Raw genomic sequence first — 17,592 nt, 5'->3', positions numbered from 1 at the left:
CTACGGTCTGTACTGCGCTAACAGTCAGAAGCCAACTTTGTCCCTCCTCCTCCCTTCAAGTCCTACCATACAAGCCAGCCTTGCTGGCGAACCAGACGCGCGACACCTGACACCGGCGGTACCGGTACTCACCGCCCCCACCCCCACAGCAATCGCACCAGCTTGACAGGCCGCGGCAAGCCAACCGCCCCACCGAGCCCGCCTGCGCTCAGCGCAACGGTACATAGATGTCCGTCTGCCACTGCTCCAACGGCGTCTGCGGATAGATGCTCAGGTAGTGAAAGAACAGCGGCTGGTCGCGCAGTTCCTCGCCGCTATCGGGCAACCAGTCACGGTAGATCGGGTAGATCGTCTCGCCGATGTGATCCGGCGACCCCACATGCCGCACCACCGCGCAACGCCCGGCCGGCAAGCTCAGTTCATGCACGCCCTGGGCATTGGCCGCCACGGCCTGGTCGATCTCGCCACAAACGGCAAAGCGAAAATCCTCGGGGGCGGTGGTATCGGGGTTGTTGAAGGGAATCCCGAACGTGCGGCTACTGGCCACGGGTGACTGGCCGCTGCGGGTGCGCCAGTCAATGAAGCGGCGCACGGTCTCGCTGACCTGGTTGGGCGGCCCGCGGTGCTCCAGCGCGGCGAGACGGACGGCGGCGAACTCGACGATTCGTACCTGCATGGTGATGCTCCTGGAAAAATAGGGAATGGCGAACACCGAATTCCATACCTGCCAGTCGGGCTGGCGGCGAAAGGCACCCGGCGCCTGGCCGAAAGCCCGGCGAAAAGCCCGGCTGAATGCCTCGGGGCTCTCGAAGCCCGCGGCCAGGGCGGCCTCCAGCACCGAGTGTCGAGGCTCGCCGAGCAGTCGATGGGCCGCCCGGCGCAAACGCATCAGTTGCACGTAGCGCGCCACCGGCACGCCGACATAGGCACTGAACTGCCGATGGAAATGAAACGCCGAGAAATGCGCCACGGCGCTCAAGGCGTCCACCGACAAGTCGCCCTCAAGGTTGCCCTCGATATAGGCGAGCACAGCGTCGAAACGCTGTTGATAGCGGGCGTTGACTGGCAAAGCAGATGCTCCTGGAAATGCGCTCGAGCACAGTTTCGTCGATTCCCTCTCATACCCGCCTAGCCGCGTTTGCTCAACGGTTACATGGCAACGGGCCTACCCCGCCTATTGCCCCACGCTGATCACAACCCACCAATACATTCATGACTCCAGGTCAAATGACCTTGGCCCGCCGAGGTCTTAATCAAACCCCGGGAACCCCGCAAACTTCGCTCACTGGCTCGAACCCATACCACACTGTTTCAGGTTCGTTCACCTCATCCCCCACCAGGAGTAGATCCATGAGCATTCCATCCTTCGGCCTCGGTACCTTCCGCCTCACCGGCCAGGCCGTCATCGATTCGGTCAAGTCGGCCCTGGAGCTGGGCTACCGTGTCATCGACACCGCGCAGATCTATCAGAACGAAGCCGATGTCGGCCAGGCCATCGCCGAGAGCGGCGTGCCGCGCAGCGAGCTGTTCATCACCACCAAGATCTGGGTTGAAAACTACGCTGCCGACAAGCTGATCCCCAGCCTGCGCGACAGCCTGCAGAAACTGCGCACCGACCATGTCGACCTGCTGCTGATCCACTGGCCAGCTCCGGGCAATGGCGTTGAACTGGCCGAGTACATGGAGGCCCTGGCCGAAGCCAAGAAGCTGGGCCTGACCCGCCAGATCGGCGTCTCCAACTTCAACATCGAACTGACCCGCCAGGCCATCGCGGTGGTCGGCAAAGGCGAGATCGCCACCAACCAGATCGAGCTCAGCCCGTACCTGCAGAACAGCAAGCTGACCGCGTTCCTCAAGGAACACGGCATCACCACCACCTCCTACATGACCTTGGCCTACGGCAAGGTGCTGAAGGACCCGGTACTGGCCGAGATCGCCGCCAAGCACAAGGCCACCGTCGCCCAGGTTGCCCTGGCCTGGGCCATGCAACTGGGCTATGCGGTGATCCCTTCGTCGACCAAGCGCGAGAACCTGGCCAGCAACCTGCTTGCCCGCGACCTGCGCCTGGATGCCGACGACATGGCACGCATCGCCACCCTGGAACGCAACGGCCGCGAAGTCAGCCCTGACGGCCTGGCGCCAATCTGGGATTGATGCCATGACCACGCCCCTCGAACGCCTGACCGCCGGTGGCTTCAGCATCGGCCTGGAAGCACCGCTGGACCACGACTGGACCCCGGCCGGCGACCAGGCCCGGCGCCGCGACGGCCGCCAGTTCGGCGAGCCAGACCTGCGCCAGCACGCCGACCTGGCCAAGCTCGCCGACCGCCTGGGCTTTCGCGCCCTGTGGATCCGCGACGTGCCGCTGTATGACCCGTCGTTCGGCGACGCCGCCCAGGTGTTCGAGGTGTTCAGCTACCTCGGCTACTTGGCCGGGGTGACCGAGCAGATCCTGCTCGGCACCGCCGCGGTGGTGCTGCCGATTCGCGAACCACTGCTGACCCTCAAGTCGGCCGCCAGCGTCCAGCGCCTGTCGGGCAACCGCCTGCTGCTGGGCGTGGCCAGCGGTGACCGACCAGTGGAGTACCCGCTGTTCGGCCGGGATTTCGAGGGGCGTGGCCAGTCCTTCCGCGAGCAGGTCGCCCTGCTGCGCGACGGCGCCAACGGGCACCTGCCCGAAGGCCTGGCCGTGCTGCCGTCGACCACCACGCCGCTGCCGTTGCTGGTGGCGGGCCTGGCGCAGCAGAGCCCGGCGTGGATCGGCGACAATATGGACGGCTGCCTGGCCTACCCGGCCCCCCCCGATGATCACCAGCGCCGTGTCGCGGCCTGGCGCGCGGTGGCCGGCGGCAAGCCATACAGCAGTTTCATCCACCTGGACCTGGCCGAGCGCGCCGATGAACCCCTGCGCCGCTGGCGCTTCGGGTTTCGCGGTGGGCGCAACGCCTTGATCGCCGAACTCCAGGCCCTGCGCGCCGCCGGTGTCGATCATGTCGGCTTGCATTTGCGCCGCAACGTGCGCCCGCTCGACGAAACCCTGCGCGAAATCGGCGAATTCGTGCTACCTCAATTCCATACCCATGCGCTGCCGGAGACCTGCAAATGAGCGCCACCCCTACCCCACTGCCGGCCTTCGCGGGCCGCAGCTTCCAGGTCGAGTACGACGGCCTGGCCGCGCACAACATCTATTCCGACGACGGCCGGCACATCCGCTATGCCATCGTCTCCGGCCCTTATGCCGGTGCCAGTGGCGAAGCCGAATGCCAATGGCGGCAGATCGCCGACGGCGTCTACGTGATCTCCTGGCAAGAAGCCGACGGCGCCACCGTGGTGCATGTCGATGACTTCGGCAAAGGCCACTCGCAAGCGTTCTTCACCGCCAGCGACCTGACCTTCTACCGCATGCAAGGCCCCCTGACCGCGCTGGACAACCCGGAGCGCGCGCCATGAAGCCCGGACGCGTCCTGTTTGCCCTGGCCATCGGCGCCTTCGGTATCGGCACCACCGAGTTCACCCCCATGGGGCTGTTGCCGGTGATCGCCGAAGGCGTCAATGCCAGCATCCCCAGCGCGGGCATGCTGATCACCGCCTACGCCATCGGCGTGATGGTCGGCGCACCGATCATGACCCTGCTGTTCAGCCGCTTCGGCAAACGCGCGGCGCTGATGATGCTGATGGGCATCTTCACTGTCGGCAACCTGCTTTCGGCATTGGCACCGGACTACTACACCCTGCTGGCCTCGCGGCTGATCACCAGCCTCAACCATGGCGCGTTCTTCGGCCTGGGCGCGGTGGTGGCCGCCAGCGTGGTACCCAAGGAGAAACAGGCCAGCGCCGTGGCCACCATGTTCATGGGCCTGACCATCGCCAACATCGGTGGTGTGCCGGCGGCCACCTGGCTCGGCCAGCAGGTCGGTTGGCGCATGGCGTTTGCCGGCACCTCGGTGCTTGGCCTGCTGGCCATCGCCGCGCTGTGGTATGCCTTGCCCAAGGGCGAACCCGGCCAGGTGCCGCATGTGCGCCGGGAACTGGCGGTCATCGCCCGCCCCAGCGTGCTGCTGGCCATGGCTACCACGGTGCTCGGCGCCGGCGCCATGTTCACCTTGTACACCTATGTCGCCCCGGTGCTCGGTGAACTGACCGGCGCTTCGGATGCCTTCGTCACCCTTGGCCTGGTGCTGATCGGGGTTGGCTTCACCCTCGGCAACAGCCTGGGCGGCAAGCTGGCGGACTGGTCGCTGGATGGCGCGGCGCGGATCTTCCTGGCGGCGCTGGCGGTGATCATGCTGTTGATGCCGTTGGTGCTCGGCAGCCATGTCGGCGCGGCGATCGCCCTGCTGGTATGGGGCGTGTTCACCTTCGCCGTGGTACCACCGCTGCAGATGCGGGTGATGATCGCCGCTATCGAAGCGCCTGGCCTGGCTTCGTCGATCAACGTCGGCGCGTTCAACCTGGGCAACGCCGTGGGCGCGGCGCTGGGTGGCGCGGTGATCAGCTTGAACCTGGGCTACGCTGCCGTGCCGATGGCCGGCGGCCTGCTGGCGGCGGCAGGGTTGCTGCTGGTCTGGCTGGGAGGGCGCGGCAAGGCCAGCGACAAAGCCTTGGGCAAGGTAGCTGGATAAGCGACAGCGGCTGACACCCGTCAATCAGGGCTGCTTTGCAGCCCATCGCCGGCAAGCCGGCTCCTACAGGCGCTGAGCCAAGGCCTTGCAGGCTGAATAAACAAAAAGGGCGACCCTTGCGGATCGCCCTTCTCGATGTTTGGTAGGCACAATTGGACTCGAACCAACGACCCCCACCATGTCAAGGTGGTGCTCTAACCAACTGAGCTATGTGCCTGTCGTGTGGGGCGCATATTAGACATCGAATGCACACCTGTAAAGCGTTTTTTTCAAAAAAATCAAAAACTTTGCGCAAAAGCTTCACATCAGCTCTGCTCAGCTGGTCCGTGGAATCTCGCAGCCTTGTAGGAGCGGCCTTGCGTCGCGAAAGCGTCGTGCAGCGGCCCCGTCGATTTGTGCTTTGACGCCGAGGCCCCGGGGCTGCGTTGCAGCCCTTTCGCGACGCTAGGCCGCTCCTACAGGGAAGTGCGCAGGGGCAGAATGCAAAAAGGGCGACCCTTGCGGGTCGCCCTTCTCGATGTTTGGTAGGCACAATTGGACTCGAACCAACGACCCCCACCATGTCAAGGTGGTGGCTGAATACCTCATAAGCCGTTGATTTAAATGGAATTATTTAGAGCGCTGACGACCTGAAAAAAGCCAAAACTAGCCCATAAGAATCAATAAGTTAGCGAGGGGTTTTGCAAATAGAGCCGCGTAAATAATATTCCACACGTCGTCCGCGCCAAGAAACCGAGGCTTTCAATTCTGTGGCGCATGACGCGAGTCTTGCGTCCATCGGCAAGCGTAAGCCGCCGATACCAGAGGACCTTCGCGACGGGGGGGGCAGGAGAAAACAATAGTGGCACTTCGACATTGCGCAAGCTTAGAATGTGTGGAGACAGTAAACCCACAAGGAAATGCGTTTTGAAGAAGTTCATTTACTCCCTAGCCTTGATCGGCATGACCTCCTACGTAGCCAACTCCGAGGCGGCCCCATCGCAATTCGCCGTCCCTGGCTCCTCGGACCATGATTTCGCGGTAGCCTGCTGGGATCAGGGCAAAGCCACCTTCACAGTCAACAAAAACAAGAACAACGATTACAGGCATGCTCGCAACATCGTATTCACTAACCTGGGTGGCGGACGGATCGCTATTAGCCTGCTGCACGGATTTGGGGAAGCCAATACGCCCAGTACTTACCTCACGTCTTCAACTGAACGTTGCGAGACCTTTCAACAATAAGGACGTACTGGACTTTATCGAGAGGACGAATCCGCGCAACTACTCGGTCAGCGCGTCGTATTCGTGCTCGCACTGCTGCCCGGCGATCCAGGCAATGTCATAAGCTTTCGCCAGCTCTCCCGCTTGAGCATTAGCCGTGCGAGCAAGTCGGAGAGCACCATGGCGGCGCGGCGGGCTGCCTCGCGCAGTCGCCGGCCAGCAGCACCACTATCGGCAGGCGCCGACTGATGCCTCGTGCATCCGCTCGTAGCCGATGCGCTGACGGCGCTCGGCCAGCAGCGCCCGCACCTTCACCTCAAGGCTGTCAGTCTTGCGCAGGTCGGTACCGCCTGGCGGAATTCGTTTAGTGACTAACCAGAGGCTGTTTATCCAACATAGTTCGCCGGAAGTCTGATACAGCTCGGCAAGCTATATCCGCCGAGCGCCGCAAACGCTCTACCTCTTCGGCCGGAGCACCATCGTCCATTGCGGCGTGGTAGGCGCGTAAGGCCTCCAGCGCTGAACGTACGATCAACTCACCGGTGGCTACTTCTTCGTGGCTCACTTGTTTCACGGATGTTCTCTCACTGGCAAAATGGAATTTGCACTAGGACTAGCGAAGCGTATAACGAGGAGAGACGACCAGCAGGCCGCAGAACGGGTAGCCAAAGTACCTTGTCGGCAGGCGAAAGCGATCGCCTCTAGCATGCGCCCGTCTCCGGCCCGTAGTCGGTTTTGAGCCAGCAACGATTGCGTCGTCTTGCTTAATCCCAACGTCCGCGAACAAGCCACACCAGCGCCTTACCTTCAATGATCCAGTCGCCCCCTTAAACTTCAATGTCGACCGGTAACTTGTTCGTATTCCACAGCAGCAACCAACCAATCGCCTGCTTGCTGAATCTGGCGATGCCACTCCACGCGAGTAACCAGCCCTTGGCGAAGCATATCATTCGCAGTGCGAATCAAATCACAATAGTATTCATCAATGCACTGATCCAAGCCCTTTGGCAAGGCGACCATTTTTTCCCAATCAGCCAAAGTCATATCCTGCATTAGCGTCACCTTCTCGAGGATGATTATGGTAGGTATAGCAGGCCCATTAAGCGATGGGATCTTTCAGCTCAGTATGGATTAGAGGGCTACGGTCGACCGTGGAGGAGCGTCCATGAATCGGCAAGACATTGAGCAACCAAGCAAAACAGCAGCATAAAGACCTGTCAATGACGGACCAATGGCTGGTGCCCAAGCGAGTAAAGCTCGTAGTCGGTAACAGCCTGGAACGCTGATTCGGCGATGAGCCGGAGGCGGTCGACCTCTTCAGGCGGCGCGCCGGCGGCTTCGGCGTCGTGATAGGTGCGCAAAGCCGCAATAGCCTCGCGAATCAGCGGCTCGCCCGCACTTATCAGTCCTTCGATTGTTCTCTTCACGATACCGCCCTGGTGGATTGACCAAGGCAGTATAGGCTCAAGCGCGCCGCAACGAGCACCACTTTAAGTCAGCATGCGGTGCCATGCCAAAGTGGCCAGCGCAATACCGCAGATCCAGAGCGCAACCATAGCCCACGACTGGGCCTCTATCTTCAGCTCATTCCTTTGCATAACCACTCCCATACCGGCACTGCGCCGGGGACATCACGATCTTGTAGTGACCCAGCGACATAGAGCGGGGTTCATTCTTTTGCGCCCCCGCCGCCCTACTCCACCAAACGGTCGTAGGACGATTCGCACGCCAGGCCTGCTATTCGTGCTCGGTCATAAGCTGCTGCCAGCTCTCCCGCTCGAGCATCAGCCCGCGCGAGCAGGTCGGAGAGCACCATGGCGGCGCGGCGGGCTGCCTCGCCTCGAGCGGTAATGGCGGGATCCTGGCCGGGGCAACTGACGGTGGCAGCGAGCTTGCCGGCTTTGTCATGCAGCCGCTGGCCAGCAGCATCAGCCACAGCAGCATCGTTATCGGCAGACACCTGTTGTTCATGAGCATGTGCTCTCATCTCCTCTCGCGCGTCGACGCGCTGTTGTTCCTTTGCCCGCTCCCCGCGCTCGCCCAGTACCTCGGCCAAGCGATCGCCGCTGTCCCGCTGCGCCGATGCTGCGGCGGCCTCTGCGCGCTCCACTGACCGCCCATGCTGGTATACGAGCCAGTACGACCCGACCACGGCCAGCAACGCGATCACCCGTAGGCCCCAGCCGTTCACGCCAAAGCCCGCCGCACACCCTCATCGATGACTGCGCCCTTGTACGGGTTGCCGCCGTTCTCGTGCACGATGATGCCAACGATGGTCTCGCGCAGCACGCGGGGGTTGCGGATGTCGATCGAATCGCGCACGCCGACGCCGAGACGCTTGGCGATGGCCTGGGCGTAGACGGTGGTGTTGTTCTCGGTCGACGGCGCCCAGCGGCTGATGAACTCGATGGGGGTGTCGATGCCCGGCTTGCCCACCCCGGGCATGCCGTCCTTGCCGCAGTAGTTCAGCAGCAGCTTGCCCAGGGCGCGAATGCCATTCTCGGGCGAGTCGAAGCGGGCGAAGCGCGGCTTGGCCACGCCCACCTCGACACCCAGCTGGCCCTGCCAAGCGTTGCGGGGGTTGTAGTCGATGTTGCCGGGGTTGTTGTTGCGTACACCGCGCGCGGTGGATTGCGTCATGGGTTTTCTCCAGACAAGAAAAAGCCCCGTCAGTGCGGGGCTTCATTGGGTTTGTTCGGCGATCCAGGGCGGCGCGACAGGCCGGTGGTCGATCTTCGGGAAGTGCTCTGACTGGGGCCAGTCGCGCAGTGCCTGCAGGTAAACCAGCAGTTTGTTAAATTGCTCCGGCGTGAGTGTAGGCGTTGCGTCTATCTCTACCTGATCGCGGTGCCGATCTCGCAGCCACTGCACCCGGGACAGTTGGGCGTCCCGCCAAGCTCGTTCCTTCACCTCTCGCTCCTCACGTGACAGCTCTCGCTCAGCCAGCTTTAGCTTGCCGCCCTCCAGCACGATCTGTTTGCCCGCGTTCCGCCCCTTCGTCAGCTCCTGAAACTCGTCATGCGTGACATCAATAGCATCGTCTGGCACAGCGCTATGAACATTCAAATCGTAGAAGCAACCGGTAACCGCACTGAATTTCATCATTTGTGTCATATTTTTCCTACCAACCTATCGAAAGTACCCAACCGAAACCACCTCCGCCGAAGCCGCCGCCCGCGGACCAGACATAACGGCTATTATCAACTACCCCCAATATTGTTCCATGGTTACCGCCGTACCCGCCGGTCGTTTGGGGCGCCAGCTGGATGAACGCTGCGATAGGGGTATGAGGATATGCAATTGGGAAATAGCGATAATCATTAATGGACCCCGACTCCTCGCTATAGGCCCATTGAATAATAAGCCCACCCAGCCAACTCGGGAATGCAATATATCCGTTTTGCGCAAGGCTTACCGAGAAGCCCCAGCGAAGTTTCCTAGGGGTTACAGTGACGGAGTCATCACCACCGCCAATAACTTGGTCAATCGTAGCAATCCTGGCCGTGCCCTGATTGGACTCCGTGGCTTGAGATAGCGGCGCAGCGTTAAAGTTAGCCTCCGTATAGACCTTGGACCCGTTCCACTTTAAGACTCCATCAGCGTCCATTCCCAAATGCCCTACCGCAACATTCGCCCAGTGGAATGCGAGGCGGGGCGCATAACTCCAGTCTCTGGAGCCGTTCGCAATCAATCCAACTTCGCGCACTTCAAAAACAGAAGGTTCCCAATTGGGCCCTGGGGTTTTCGAATAAAAGATAGGGTGCTGGTCAGTAAACCCACTCCGCAAGGCATCAGTAATGCCATACCCGGCCAACGTGGTGGCTTTGCCTGCTTTCTTGGAAAGCTCTGAATCCAGGTACTGCTTAGAATAAACATCCTGGCTATTAACTTTATCCTTCGTCAGGGAGTCAACTTCGGTCTTTGTATAGGCATCAGCAATACCATAGCCGCCCAAAGTTGTAGGATTTTTACCAGAGGTCACACGCCCGAGGACATCGACAGACACCTGACGATAGTCACCGGCCACCACTCCCGTTTTGCCAAACAGCAGGCGGAAGTTCAGCGGTGTAGCACCAACTTGCGGTGGTTCGGTGTTGGTCAATTGCCACATGGTGCCGGCATAAACCGTACCGGCCTGCACAATGATCAGATGCCCCGGGGCGCATTCGGCGTCGTCATTGGCGTCGAGCGCACGTGACCAGGCGGCGGCGGATGCGGTGTAGATCCAGTTCTGCGCAGCGTTGGCCTGGTCTTTCACCAGCACCCGGTCACCGGCCACCAGGGCCACGCCGTCAAGCGTCTGCAGCCCGGACAGGGCAATCGGCCCGGTAGTGGCCACGCGCACAGCGCGCTTCACGTCGCTGGCCGCAAGGCCCTGAATGGCCTGCAGCAGCTGCGCGTTGTTGTCTTCGCTCGGCGCGATGCCGGCGGCTCTGATCACGGCCAACAGCTCGTCAGTGACCGCGTTGCCCCAGGCAGACGGGATCAGCGAGCCAGGCAGGCCCGTGCTGACGTTCTCGTCCACGAACTTGCCGCCGACCAGGCCGACATTGGGTATGCGTTTCGGGTAGTCCATAAGCGTTATCCGTAGGTAATGGTTTCAAGGGTGTGCGCCGGGGCTGAACGGCTGACCAGGCACTCCAGTGCGCCGTTGGCAGCACCGCCGAAGGTCTGGCCCCATTGGCTGAATCCGAAGCGGCTGCCCTGGGCCAGGCGCGGCCCTGTCTCCAGGGTCCACATGAACTGTGCCGCCCAGGTCCCGAAGCGGGCCGAGCCGAAGCGCGCTCGGCCGAAGCGCGGCGCGCGGTGCTCCACCACGCGGGCATCGCGATAGCCAAGAGAAAAGGCCAGCTCAACGAAGTAGGCCGGCGTCTGCCCGCCCACTTCAAGCAGCCGGCGCCGCACGGCCAGTTGCCGATCAGCGAAGGCCGGCGACGCGCCCATGCAGGGGTCGGGGAGTTGCATGACCCGCTCCCAATCGGGGACCAGCTCACGCACGGTGGCGGGTTCGCTCTCGGCCAGCAGGTCGGCGGCGCGGCGATCCTCGGTGGCCAGCTCCTGCGCCGCCGCCTGCAGCACCTGGTCGACGCCGGGGTTGAATTCACGATCCCAGGCCGGCCCCGGCGGCAGCAGCGCGCACAAGTGGGTGTAGTAGTCCTGCACCGTCCTCACGACCACAGCACACCCCCGTAGGTCAGCAGCTCATTGGGCGCGGCCTGCACGTCACCCACAGGCCCTATGACTTTGTGGTCGCGCTCGCCCGTGGCGCCGCTGATGGCCTCGGCTATGTGGGTGGCCAGCAGCGTGGCGCCCAGCGCCGATTCACGGTTGTGCAGGTCCACCAGGGCAGCTTCCACGGCGCGGCGTACCGCGCCGCTGTCCGGGGTGACTGACAGCTGGTATTGCACCGGCTTCTCGGCCGGCGGCAGCACATACACCTCGGCCGTGACGGGACGCTCCTGCTCGATATACGCCGCCACGGCCGCCAGGGCCTCGGCGTTCGGGATGATGTCGATATCGCCGTCGCGCACGAAGAACAACCCCACCGTACCCGGCCCGACCCAGTGCCGAACCACCCAGGCCCGGGTCACCCCGGCGACCTCCAGCGCCCAGGTCTCGTAATCGCTCTTGCTGCCGCCGTGGGCAATGACCCGGTACGAGCGGATCACCCGAGCACGCAGCGCCTCGATGCTCTCCTGCTCGGTGCCGCCAGTCAGGCCCGGGGCCGTCACGGTGAATGTGTCATTGATCCCCAGCACCGGCGATACCAGGCGCAGTTGGGTGCCGGCCGGTGTGTTGCCCAACTCGCCTGGCTCCAAGGCCTCCACCTGGGCGACGCCTTCGGTGCTGCTCAGCTTGACCGAAGCTCGCACCCTGAACAGCACCTGGTCATCGCGCTGCAGAAGCGTGCCGGCATCGAGCAGCGCCGAGGCGGCGCCGGTGAAAGCTGCCGCACCGGTCGCCTTCACGGCCTCCAGGCGGCCGCGTTTAAGCCGTGCTCGGGCCATGCGCAGCAGTGTTTCATCGTCAGCTGTGTCGGGCAGAATCTGGTCGGCAATGTAGCGCTGGTGGCCGTAGCGACCGGACGATGCCGCGCCCAGCACCCGGGCCAGTACCTCGGCGTCGGATCGAACAAGAGCACTACCGCCGGCCAGGTCGGACTGTGCCCGGGCCACCAGGGCGGGCAACGTTGGGATTTCAAACGGCATTGATCACCTGCCACAGGTTGTCTAGTTGAACATCGATCACGGGGCCGTCATGCAGTCTGACCAGCACGCGCATATCGAGCCGGTCGACCTTGCGCGACGCCGTTACCGTAACGGCGCTCACCCGGTCGTCATCGACCGCCCACTGCAGGGCCTCGCGGGCGAACGCCTCAGCGGTGCGCACCGTGTCGTCGGTCAGCGTGCGCCGGCGCAGCTGCCACAGGCGGGAGCCGATGCGGTCATTGGCCTGGGTCGGGAACGTATCGCCCCACCAGCCGTAACGCTGGTCGTCGTCCAGCAGATCGCCGTCGTCGGCGCGGCGCCAGGTCAACAGGCTGATCACCACGGCACGCTGCCAGGCGCGTTCGGACTCAGCATCGAGCAGCGTCATGCCGTCACCACCGGCTTACCGCTCTGCTGATTACCTTTCGCCACTCCCTCATGCGGGTGGTTGATCTGGCTGACGCCGGCGGCGATCTGGTCGCCGGCCGACTCGATACGGCCGGAGGTGCGAATCACCGGCGTATCAAACTCCACCGCCGTATCAGCCTTGACCTTGAGCGTCAGCGTCTCGACCTCGATCACGCGGTCGCGCTTGAAGTGCAGGCGGTCGCCTTCGTCGGTGTACAAGGCCACCTCGCCACTCTTGAGCGCCTGCAGGCGAAAGCGCCGGTCGGCGACGCAGACGACAACCCCATGGGAACGGTCGCCGCCCAGGAACGCCGCCAGGGCCTCGGCGCCGGGCAGCGGGTTGGACGTAAAGCCGTAGGGCTCGAAGTGCTCCATGCCGTCTTTCACTTCGTCGGCGGTCAGGCGCATCTGCAGGCCCTGCAGCTTGCGGCCGGCATCGACCAGGGCAACCACGCCCCGGGCGAGAAAATTTCTCATGGGTCTCATTGGCCAGGCTTCCAGTCAGCGGGGATCAGGTATTCGAAGTTGTCGGCCTTGCCCCCCTTCTTGAGCTTGCGCGACTTGTGCGGGTCTTTCGGCTCAGGGTCGAAGCCATCCGGCGGGCCTACCACGATGTTGGCCACGGTGCCGGCATCATCGAGCACGTATTCGATTTCGCTGATGAGCATGTCGCGGTCGATGCCGATCAGCGGGTCGACCACGCGCACGATCATGTTCGGCACCCATAGGGCGCCGTTGGACTGCCGCCATCCTTGAATCTTGTAGCGCAGGGTCAGCGCCTTACCCATGCGACTGCCGCGCTCCCAGTTGGCCCGCGCCTGGGCCAGCTCTGGGGTCATCTGGCCACTTTCGTGAATCAGCAGCACCCGGCGCCGTGAGGCGCGCGGATCGGTGACACCGGCCTTCACCTCGCTGGCCGCCTCGCCGTAGTCAGTGTCGGTGCCCGAGCGCTGACCAGTGACGCGGTACTCGGAAAACACCCCCGAGAAATCCAGCTCGGCGCTACCGGTCAGCAGGTTCTGCCCCAGTTCCAGGCGATCGATGGCGCGGCCGGCGCTGCCCGGCTTGATGATCACCACCCGCCCCCGGGCGTCATCGGTCGACAGCAGCCGCGATAACGTCAGCAGGCGGTCGATGGACTCGAAGGCGGTTTCACCCGGTTCTATCTGGTGGTCGGCCAGCTTGGTGGTTTCCGCCACCTCGCTCAGCACCCGCACCCCGTAGGGTTCGGCCAGCGCCTGCACGATCTTCTGCACGCCCTGCCCGCGCCACTGGCCGGGCTTGTTCACCGCCGAGCAGTCCACCAGGTCGGCGGTCAGCGAGCGGCCGGCGACCGAGCGTTCGACACTGCGGGCGTCGAAGCTGATCGGCGTGCCGAACACCCAGCCCGTCAGCACCAGGTCGGCGCCGATCCGTACTTCGCAGCGGTCGCCCTGTCGCACTGGGATGTCCTGCACCTGGCCCGGCCAGCTCCAGGTTACGCCCAGGCGGAAATCCCGGGCCTGGCGTTCGATGCCGGCACTGATGCTGACTTTCTTCCAGCCGCGATAATCCAGGCCGTTCACGCTCAGCGTGACAGCATTTTGGTTGTCCATGGGTTCACTCTCGGGCGATGGTCAGCGCACCCACGGGCAGAAACCCCGGGTGCTGCACCTTGTTACGCGTAACGATTTCTTCGGCGCGGGTGGCGTCGCCGTAGCGCTGGTAAGCCAGCACCACCGCCGGCAGGCTTTCCCGCGTGGCCACTTCGGTCAGTCGCACGCCGGCACGGGCCACTTCGGTCAGATGTGCCCGCACTTGGCTGCGCACGACCTGCAGCCGCTCGACGTGCTCGACCGGTGAAGCCAGGGCGGCCACCCACAGGGCGTCGCTCAAGGCGTCACGCAACGCCACAACATCGGCGGTAACGGGCACGTCAGGGCGCTGGATCGGCGCCGCCACCTGCTGCTCAAGTGTGGCAAAGCCGGTCAGCGGCTCGGGCGCCTGCACCACGGGCATGGCTACCGCCTCGCGCACGGCCAGGACGATCAGCGCATCGCGCACCAGGTCGCGGGCAGCTGTGACCACGGCAGCCGTATCGATGCCCCCCACCGGCGGCGGCTCAGCCGCCAACTGCCGCGCCTGCTCCACCTGATTTGTCATCGCCCGGCCGGACTCGGCGAAGCTGACAAACTCCGGCGTCGCGTCAGGGAGCGCCGCGACAGTCCGGGCAAACTCCGGGTCGGCCTCCAGGCTGGCCGATCCGCCGCCGCTCGACGGCCCCCAGCGATAGCCGGACGACCGCGAACTGCCGCCGACACTGGCGAACTGCGCTCGGATCATCGCCGCGAAGTTGCCCGGGGCATTGATCAGCATGTCGGCCAGCGCCTCCACAGAACTGACCAGGCCAGTCAGTTGGCGAAGCTCCGATGCAATGGCCATTTGCACACCGGCGACGCCATTCTGCAGCGCAACCACAGCCAGGCGCGCCCGGTTGACCACCGCCATGGCGGCCTTGTAGCGGGCAATCGCCGACTCAAGCAGGCTTTCCGATGAGTCTTCCAGCTGCCGCGCCGTGTTCGGCACGCCGGCAGGAAAACCCTTCTCGCCGTCCTCCACGAACACCAGGTCAAAGCGGACCATGCCGCCTTCTCGGCGCTCGTGACTCACGCTGCAGGCCGTGGCCGTGACCGTCAGGCGGCCATACCAGGGGTGGACCAGCTCGCCCGCCCCGGGTTTGTCCAGGGCGTTGAGCAAGTTGTCACGCTGGAAATAGCAGTCCTCCCCGATCACGAAGGCGGCAAGCTTGATTTCCCGCGTGACGCGGCCCAAGTCTTCCACCATCGGCTTGTCGCGCTGCGGGTACTCATGCGTCTGCGTGCGCCGCCCTGCTGGCATGCTGTCGCTGTCGACGTGGAACGGAACGCCCCGGAATGACGCCGGGTGCAGTTGATCCCGCCAGGTACTCATGACGCCCTCCCCAGGGATCGGTAACCCACCTGCGGACTGACCTGCAGCCCGGGTTGATTGGTGTCGGCCTGCTCGACCCGCATACCCGGCGGTGCGTTGTCGAAGCGCACCACCATTTGCCCCTCTAACTGGGCTTTGCTGGCCTGGGCGGCCTGCTGCACCAGGGAGCCGCGCGAAGCGGCCAACGAGCGTGACGCGGCCCCCTGGGTCAGACTTTCGCCCGCCCGAGGCTGAACGTGCTGGGCGACCTGTGCAGCCGACAGGGGCAAGGCCACCCCTGCACCGGCCTGCCCAGGCGCACGCAGCAGGCTGGCCACGCTGGTGGCCTCTGGCATCAGCTGCACCGGCTGCGCCATCGGTTTGACCAGGGCGCCCGGCACCGGCTCGCCGGCGGCGTTGCGCGCCTTCTGTTGCTCGGCCCAGTTGTTGACCTTGGCCGTGGCCGCGCTGATCACGCCGTCGCCGCTCGACTCACTGTCGAAGCCCAGGAATTTCATCATCGGCTCAACGATGGGCCGAAGCTTCTCCCACAGCCCTTTGAAAAAGCCGGTGATTGGCTCCCAGTGCTTGACGATCAGGCCCAGCGGTGACCAGTCAAAGACCCCTTTCATGAAGTCGAAGAACGGCACAGACAGGGCTTTGATCAGCTCCCACAGCGCACCGAAGAACTGCGTCAGCGGCGCCCAGTTCGCCACGATCTGACCCAGCGGGGTCCAGGCGAAAGCGGTTTTCATCCAGCCCCATACCGTTATAGCCGGGGCCTTGATTTTGTCCCACACCGCTTGGAAGTACGGCGCCACGGTCGACCAGTTCGCAATCAGCACACCAGCGGCGATGGCGATGCCACGCACCACGATGCCGATAGGACTCATGCTCGCTACGCCGTTCATCAGCGCCAAGGCTGCCGTGGCGCTCGCGGTGGCCAAGCGCAACACGGTAAAGCCCACAGCCGCGCCCAGCAGCCCCTTGATCAGCCAAGGGTGCTCACCGGCCAGCGTGGCCACGCTGCTGATCACCGGCCCCACCGTCGCCATGAAATCGTTGAACGGCGGCAACAGCATGCTGCCGACTGTGATCCCCAGGCGCGTGACCCGGTTCTGCAGCAGCTGCATGGCGTTCTGTGTGGTCGCGGCCCGCGCCGCATACTCACTGTTCATCGAACCGGCATACTGACTCTCGTCACCCACCGATTTGAAGTTGCGCTGCAGCGTGCCCAGGCTGGTCAGCAGTGGCGCGATAGCCCCTACGGATTCCTTGCCAAACAGGTTGGTCAGCACCGCCGCTTGCTTACTTTTCTCGACCTTGGCCAGCGTCTGTAGGACGCGGTTAATCGTCCCTTCGCTGTCGCTCTGCATGCCCTTGGCCAGTTCGTTGGCATCCAGGCGCAAGGCCTTGTAAGCCTCCTTCTGCGACTTGGTGGCCGCCGTGCCGGCGGTCAGGGTCAGCATGAAGTTTTTGATGCCCGTAGCGGCCACGTCCTGGGCGATACCCACGCCGGCCAGGGTCGAGCCCATCGCCGCCAGCTGCGCCGCGCTGACGCCCGCGACCTCGCCCAGTGGGCCAATGGCGGTCAGGATGTTGGAGATTTGCCCGGTGCTGGCCGCCCCGGTGTTACCCAGGTAGTTGATCTGGTCAGCGAGCGTGACCACCTGATCCTGGTTCATCTTGAAGGCCGTGCGCCACTTGGCCATCATCGATCCCGACTCGGCAGCCGACTGGTCGAAGGCGACACCCATCTTCACAGCAGCCTCGGCGAACTGGTTCAGTTCTTCCCGGGCAATGCCCGACTGACCACCAGCGGCAACAATCTGCGCGATGCCCTCGGCTGCCATGGGTAGGCGCTCGGACAAGCCCAGCACGTCATCACTCATCGCCTTGAACTGCGCCGGCGACTCGAAGTTGACCACCTTCTTGACGTCGGCCATGGCGCTCTCAAAGCCCATGGCCGCCTTCACGCCCATGACGAACGGGGCGGCAATCGCCCCGCCCTGCAGGGCCTCGCCGAAGGTGATCTTGCCCAGGCCCGAGCTGTTCAGTTGCTTGCGCAGCACCGCGGCGTTTTTGCGCACGCCGTTAAGCACCGGCGACAGCTTGTCGACGCCGGTGATCAGCGCCTTGAGTTGGAATTTATCCGCCACCGCCTCCCCCATTCAGCGCGTTGATGCGCCACGCGTTTTCCTCACTCTCGAACACCGTGTCGA

At 63.7% G+C, this 17,592-nt stretch carries 19 protein-coding genes, 1 tRNA gene and 1 pseudogene; 5 read left to right on the top strand and 16 right to left on the bottom strand.

The window, feature by feature from the left end; translation table 11 throughout:
• Positions 1–208: 208 nt before the first annotated feature.
• Positions 209–1,069, bottom strand: coding sequence for an AraC family transcriptional regulator (locus tag NJG22_RS17915; protein ID WP_253096422.1), 861 nt, complete (start codon positions 1,067–1,069; stop codon positions 209–211).
• 281 nt (positions 1,070–1,350) lie between these two features.
• On the opposite strand from NJG22_RS17915, the gene dkgB reads away from it, so the two are divergent.
• Genes dkgB through NJG22_RS17895 form a run of 4 tightly spaced genes read left to right on the top strand, consistent with a single transcriptional unit; the run spans position 1,351 to position 4,622 of the window.
• On the top strand, positions 1,351–2,154 hold the full coding sequence (gene dkgB / locus NJG22_RS17910) for a 2,5-didehydrogluconate reductase DkgB (RefSeq protein ID WP_253096421.1): 804 nt from the start codon (positions 1,351–1,353) through the stop codon (positions 2,152–2,154).
• A gap of 4 nt (positions 2,155–2,158) precedes the next feature.
• Positions 2,159–3,106, top strand: a complete 948-nt coding sequence (locus NJG22_RS17905) for a TIGR03571 family LLM class oxidoreductase (protein ID WP_253096420.1) — start codon at positions 2,159–2,161, stop codon at positions 3,104–3,106.
• A complete protein-coding gene (locus tag NJG22_RS17900) occupies positions 3,103–3,450 on the top strand; it encodes an adenylate cyclase (protein ID WP_253096419.1) in 348 nt (115 codons plus the stop codon). Before NJG22_RS17905 ends, NJG22_RS17900 begins: the two co-directional genes overlap by 4 nt.
• A complete protein-coding gene (locus tag NJG22_RS17895; RefSeq protein WP_253096418.1) occupies positions 3,447–4,622 on the top strand; it encodes an MFS transporter in 1,176 nt (391 codons plus the stop codon). Before NJG22_RS17900 ends, NJG22_RS17895 begins: the two co-directional genes overlap by 4 nt.
• 140 nt (positions 4,623–4,762) lie before the next feature.
• On the opposite strand, the gene NJG22_RS17890 is transcribed toward NJG22_RS17895, so the two are convergent.
• Positions 4,763–4,839 (bottom strand) — tRNA-Val (locus NJG22_RS17890).
• Between the two features lie 689 nt (positions 4,840–5,528).
• On the opposite strand from NJG22_RS17890, the gene NJG22_RS17885 reads away from it, so the two are divergent.
• Positions 5,529–5,846 carry a hypothetical protein gene (locus NJG22_RS17885; RefSeq protein ID WP_253096417.1) on the top strand — a complete coding sequence of 106 codons (318 nt, stop codon included), beginning with the start codon at positions 5,529–5,531 and terminating at the stop codon, positions 5,844–5,846.
• A gap of 39 nt (positions 5,847–5,885) precedes the next feature.
• Here NJG22_RS17885 and NJG22_RS17880 read toward each other — a convergent pair.
• From NJG22_RS17880 to NJG22_RS17815, 14 genes and pseudogenes are all read right to left on the bottom strand, one after another.
• A pseudogene (locus NJG22_RS17880) lies at positions 5,886–6,028 on the bottom strand (DUF2514 family protein); the annotation flags it as partial.
• Positions 6,029–6,659: 631 nt separating this feature from the next.
• Complete coding sequence (locus NJG22_RS17875; protein ID WP_253096416.1) at positions 6,660–6,878, bottom strand: hypothetical protein; 219 nt, start codon at positions 6,876–6,878, stop codon at positions 6,660–6,662.
• Positions 6,879–7,042: 164 nt separating this feature from the next.
• Positions 7,043–7,255 carry a hypothetical protein gene (locus NJG22_RS17870; protein ID WP_253096426.1) on the bottom strand — a complete coding sequence of 71 codons (213 nt, stop codon included), beginning with the start codon at positions 7,253–7,255 and terminating at the stop codon, positions 7,043–7,045.
• A gap of 263 nt (positions 7,256–7,518) precedes the next feature.
• Positions 7,519–7,995, bottom strand: a complete 477-nt coding sequence (locus tag NJG22_RS17865; RefSeq protein WP_253096415.1) for a DUF2514 domain-containing protein — start codon at positions 7,993–7,995, stop codon at positions 7,519–7,521.
• 17 nt (positions 7,996–8,012) lie between these two features.
• A complete protein-coding gene (locus NJG22_RS17860; protein WP_253096414.1) occupies positions 8,013–8,465 on the bottom strand; it encodes a structural protein P5 in 453 nt (150 codons plus the stop codon).
• Between the two features lie 42 nt (positions 8,466–8,507).
• Positions 8,508–8,939 (bottom strand): phage tail assembly chaperone, encoded by a 432-nt coding sequence (locus NJG22_RS17855; RefSeq protein ID WP_253096413.1) that lies wholly within the window; start codon positions 8,937–8,939, stop codon positions 8,508–8,510.
• A gap of 7 nt (positions 8,940–8,946) precedes the next feature.
• Positions 8,947–10,401: a hypothetical protein gene (locus NJG22_RS17850; RefSeq protein ID WP_253096412.1), complete on the bottom strand. Its 1,455-nt coding sequence runs from the start codon at positions 10,399–10,401 to the stop codon at positions 8,947–8,949.
• Positions 10,402–10,406: 5 nt separating this feature from the next.
• Entirely contained in the window at positions 10,407–11,003 is a 597-nt protein-coding gene (locus NJG22_RS17845) for a putative phage tail protein (RefSeq protein WP_253096411.1), read from the bottom strand.
• The gene (locus NJG22_RS17840; RefSeq protein WP_253096410.1) at positions 10,994–12,034 is read right to left on the bottom strand and encodes a baseplate J/gp47 family protein; all 1,041 of its coding nucleotides are present in this window, start codon (positions 12,032–12,034) and stop codon (positions 10,994–10,996) included. Before NJG22_RS17840 ends, NJG22_RS17845 begins: the two co-directional genes overlap by 10 nt.
• Positions 12,024–12,422: a phage GP46 family protein gene (locus NJG22_RS17835; RefSeq protein WP_253096409.1), complete on the bottom strand. Its 399-nt coding sequence runs from the start codon at positions 12,420–12,422 to the stop codon at positions 12,024–12,026. Before NJG22_RS17835 ends, NJG22_RS17840 begins: the two co-directional genes overlap by 11 nt.
• Positions 12,419–12,919, bottom strand: coding sequence for a phage baseplate assembly protein V (locus NJG22_RS17830; protein WP_253096408.1), 501 nt, complete (start codon positions 12,917–12,919; stop codon positions 12,419–12,421). Before NJG22_RS17830 ends, NJG22_RS17835 begins: the two co-directional genes overlap by 4 nt.
• Positions 12,920–12,924: 5 nt before the next feature.
• A complete protein-coding gene (locus NJG22_RS17825; protein ID WP_253096407.1) occupies positions 12,925–14,037 on the bottom strand; it encodes a phage baseplate assembly protein in 1,113 nt (370 codons plus the stop codon).
• Positions 14,038–14,041: 4 nt separating this feature from the next.
• Positions 14,042–15,391 carry a DNA circularization N-terminal domain-containing protein gene (locus NJG22_RS17820; protein WP_253096406.1) on the bottom strand — a complete coding sequence of 450 codons (1,350 nt, stop codon included), beginning with the start codon at positions 15,389–15,391 and terminating at the stop codon, positions 14,042–14,044.
• Positions 15,388–17,529, bottom strand: coding sequence for a phage tail tape measure protein (locus NJG22_RS17815; RefSeq protein ID WP_253096405.1), 2,142 nt, complete (start codon positions 17,527–17,529; stop codon positions 15,388–15,390). The genes NJG22_RS17820 and NJG22_RS17815 overlap by 4 nt, the downstream gene beginning before the upstream one ends.
• Positions 17,530–17,592: the final 63 nt, after the last annotated feature.

It is taken from the genome of Pseudomonas sp. VA159-2, assembly GCF_024126635.1.
In the GTDB taxonomy this organism is placed as follows: domain Bacteria; phylum Pseudomonadota; class Gammaproteobacteria; order Pseudomonadales; family Pseudomonadaceae; genus Aquipseudomonas; species Aquipseudomonas muyukensis.
This window is presented reverse-complemented; position numbering and strand designations above follow the sequence as displayed.

Excerpts from the sequence above, each read along its gene's own strand:
- dkgB (WP_253096421.1), top strand. The coding sequence starts at position 1,351 with ATGAGCATTCCATCCTTCGGCCTCGGTACCTTCCGCCTCACCGGCCAG.
- NJG22_RS17905 (WP_253096420.1), top strand. The coding sequence starts at position 2,159 with ATGACCACGCCCCTCGAACGCCTGACCGCCGGTGGCTTCAGCATCGGC.
- NJG22_RS17900 (WP_253096419.1), top strand. The coding sequence starts at position 3,103 with ATGAGCGCCACCCCTACCCCACTGCCGGCCTTCGCGGGCCGCAGCTTC.
- NJG22_RS17895 (WP_253096418.1), top strand. The coding sequence starts at position 3,447 with ATGAAGCCCGGACGCGTCCTGTTTGCCCTGGCCATCGGCGCCTTCGGT.
- NJG22_RS17875 (WP_253096416.1), bottom strand. The coding sequence starts at position 6,878 with ATGCAGGATATGACTTTGGCTGATTGGGAAAAAATGGTCGCCTTGCCA.
- NJG22_RS17860 (WP_253096414.1), bottom strand. The coding sequence starts at position 8,465 with ATGACGCAATCCACCGCGCGCGGTGTACGCAACAACAACCCCGGCAAC.
- NJG22_RS17855 (WP_253096413.1), bottom strand. The coding sequence starts at position 8,939 with ATGACACAAATGATGAAATTCAGTGCGGTTACCGGTTGCTTCTACGAT.
- NJG22_RS17850 (WP_253096412.1), bottom strand. The coding sequence starts at position 10,401 with ATGGACTACCCGAAACGCATACCCAATGTCGGCCTGGTCGGCGGCAAG.
- NJG22_RS17840 (WP_253096410.1), bottom strand. The coding sequence starts at position 12,034 with ATGCCGTTTGAAATCCCAACGTTGCCCGCCCTGGTGGCCCGGGCACAG.
- NJG22_RS17835 (WP_253096409.1), bottom strand. The coding sequence starts at position 12,422 with ATGACGCTGCTCGATGCTGAGTCCGAACGCGCCTGGCAGCGTGCCGTG.
- NJG22_RS17830 (WP_253096408.1), bottom strand. The coding sequence starts at position 12,919 with ATGAGAAATTTTCTCGCCCGGGGCGTGGTTGCCCTGGTCGATGCCGGC.
- NJG22_RS17825 (WP_253096407.1), bottom strand. The coding sequence starts at position 14,037 with ATGGACAACCAAAATGCTGTCACGCTGAGCGTGAACGGCCTGGATTAT.
- NJG22_RS17820 (WP_253096406.1), bottom strand. The coding sequence starts at position 15,391 with ATGAGTACCTGGCGGGATCAACTGCACCCGGCGTCATTCCGGGGCGTT.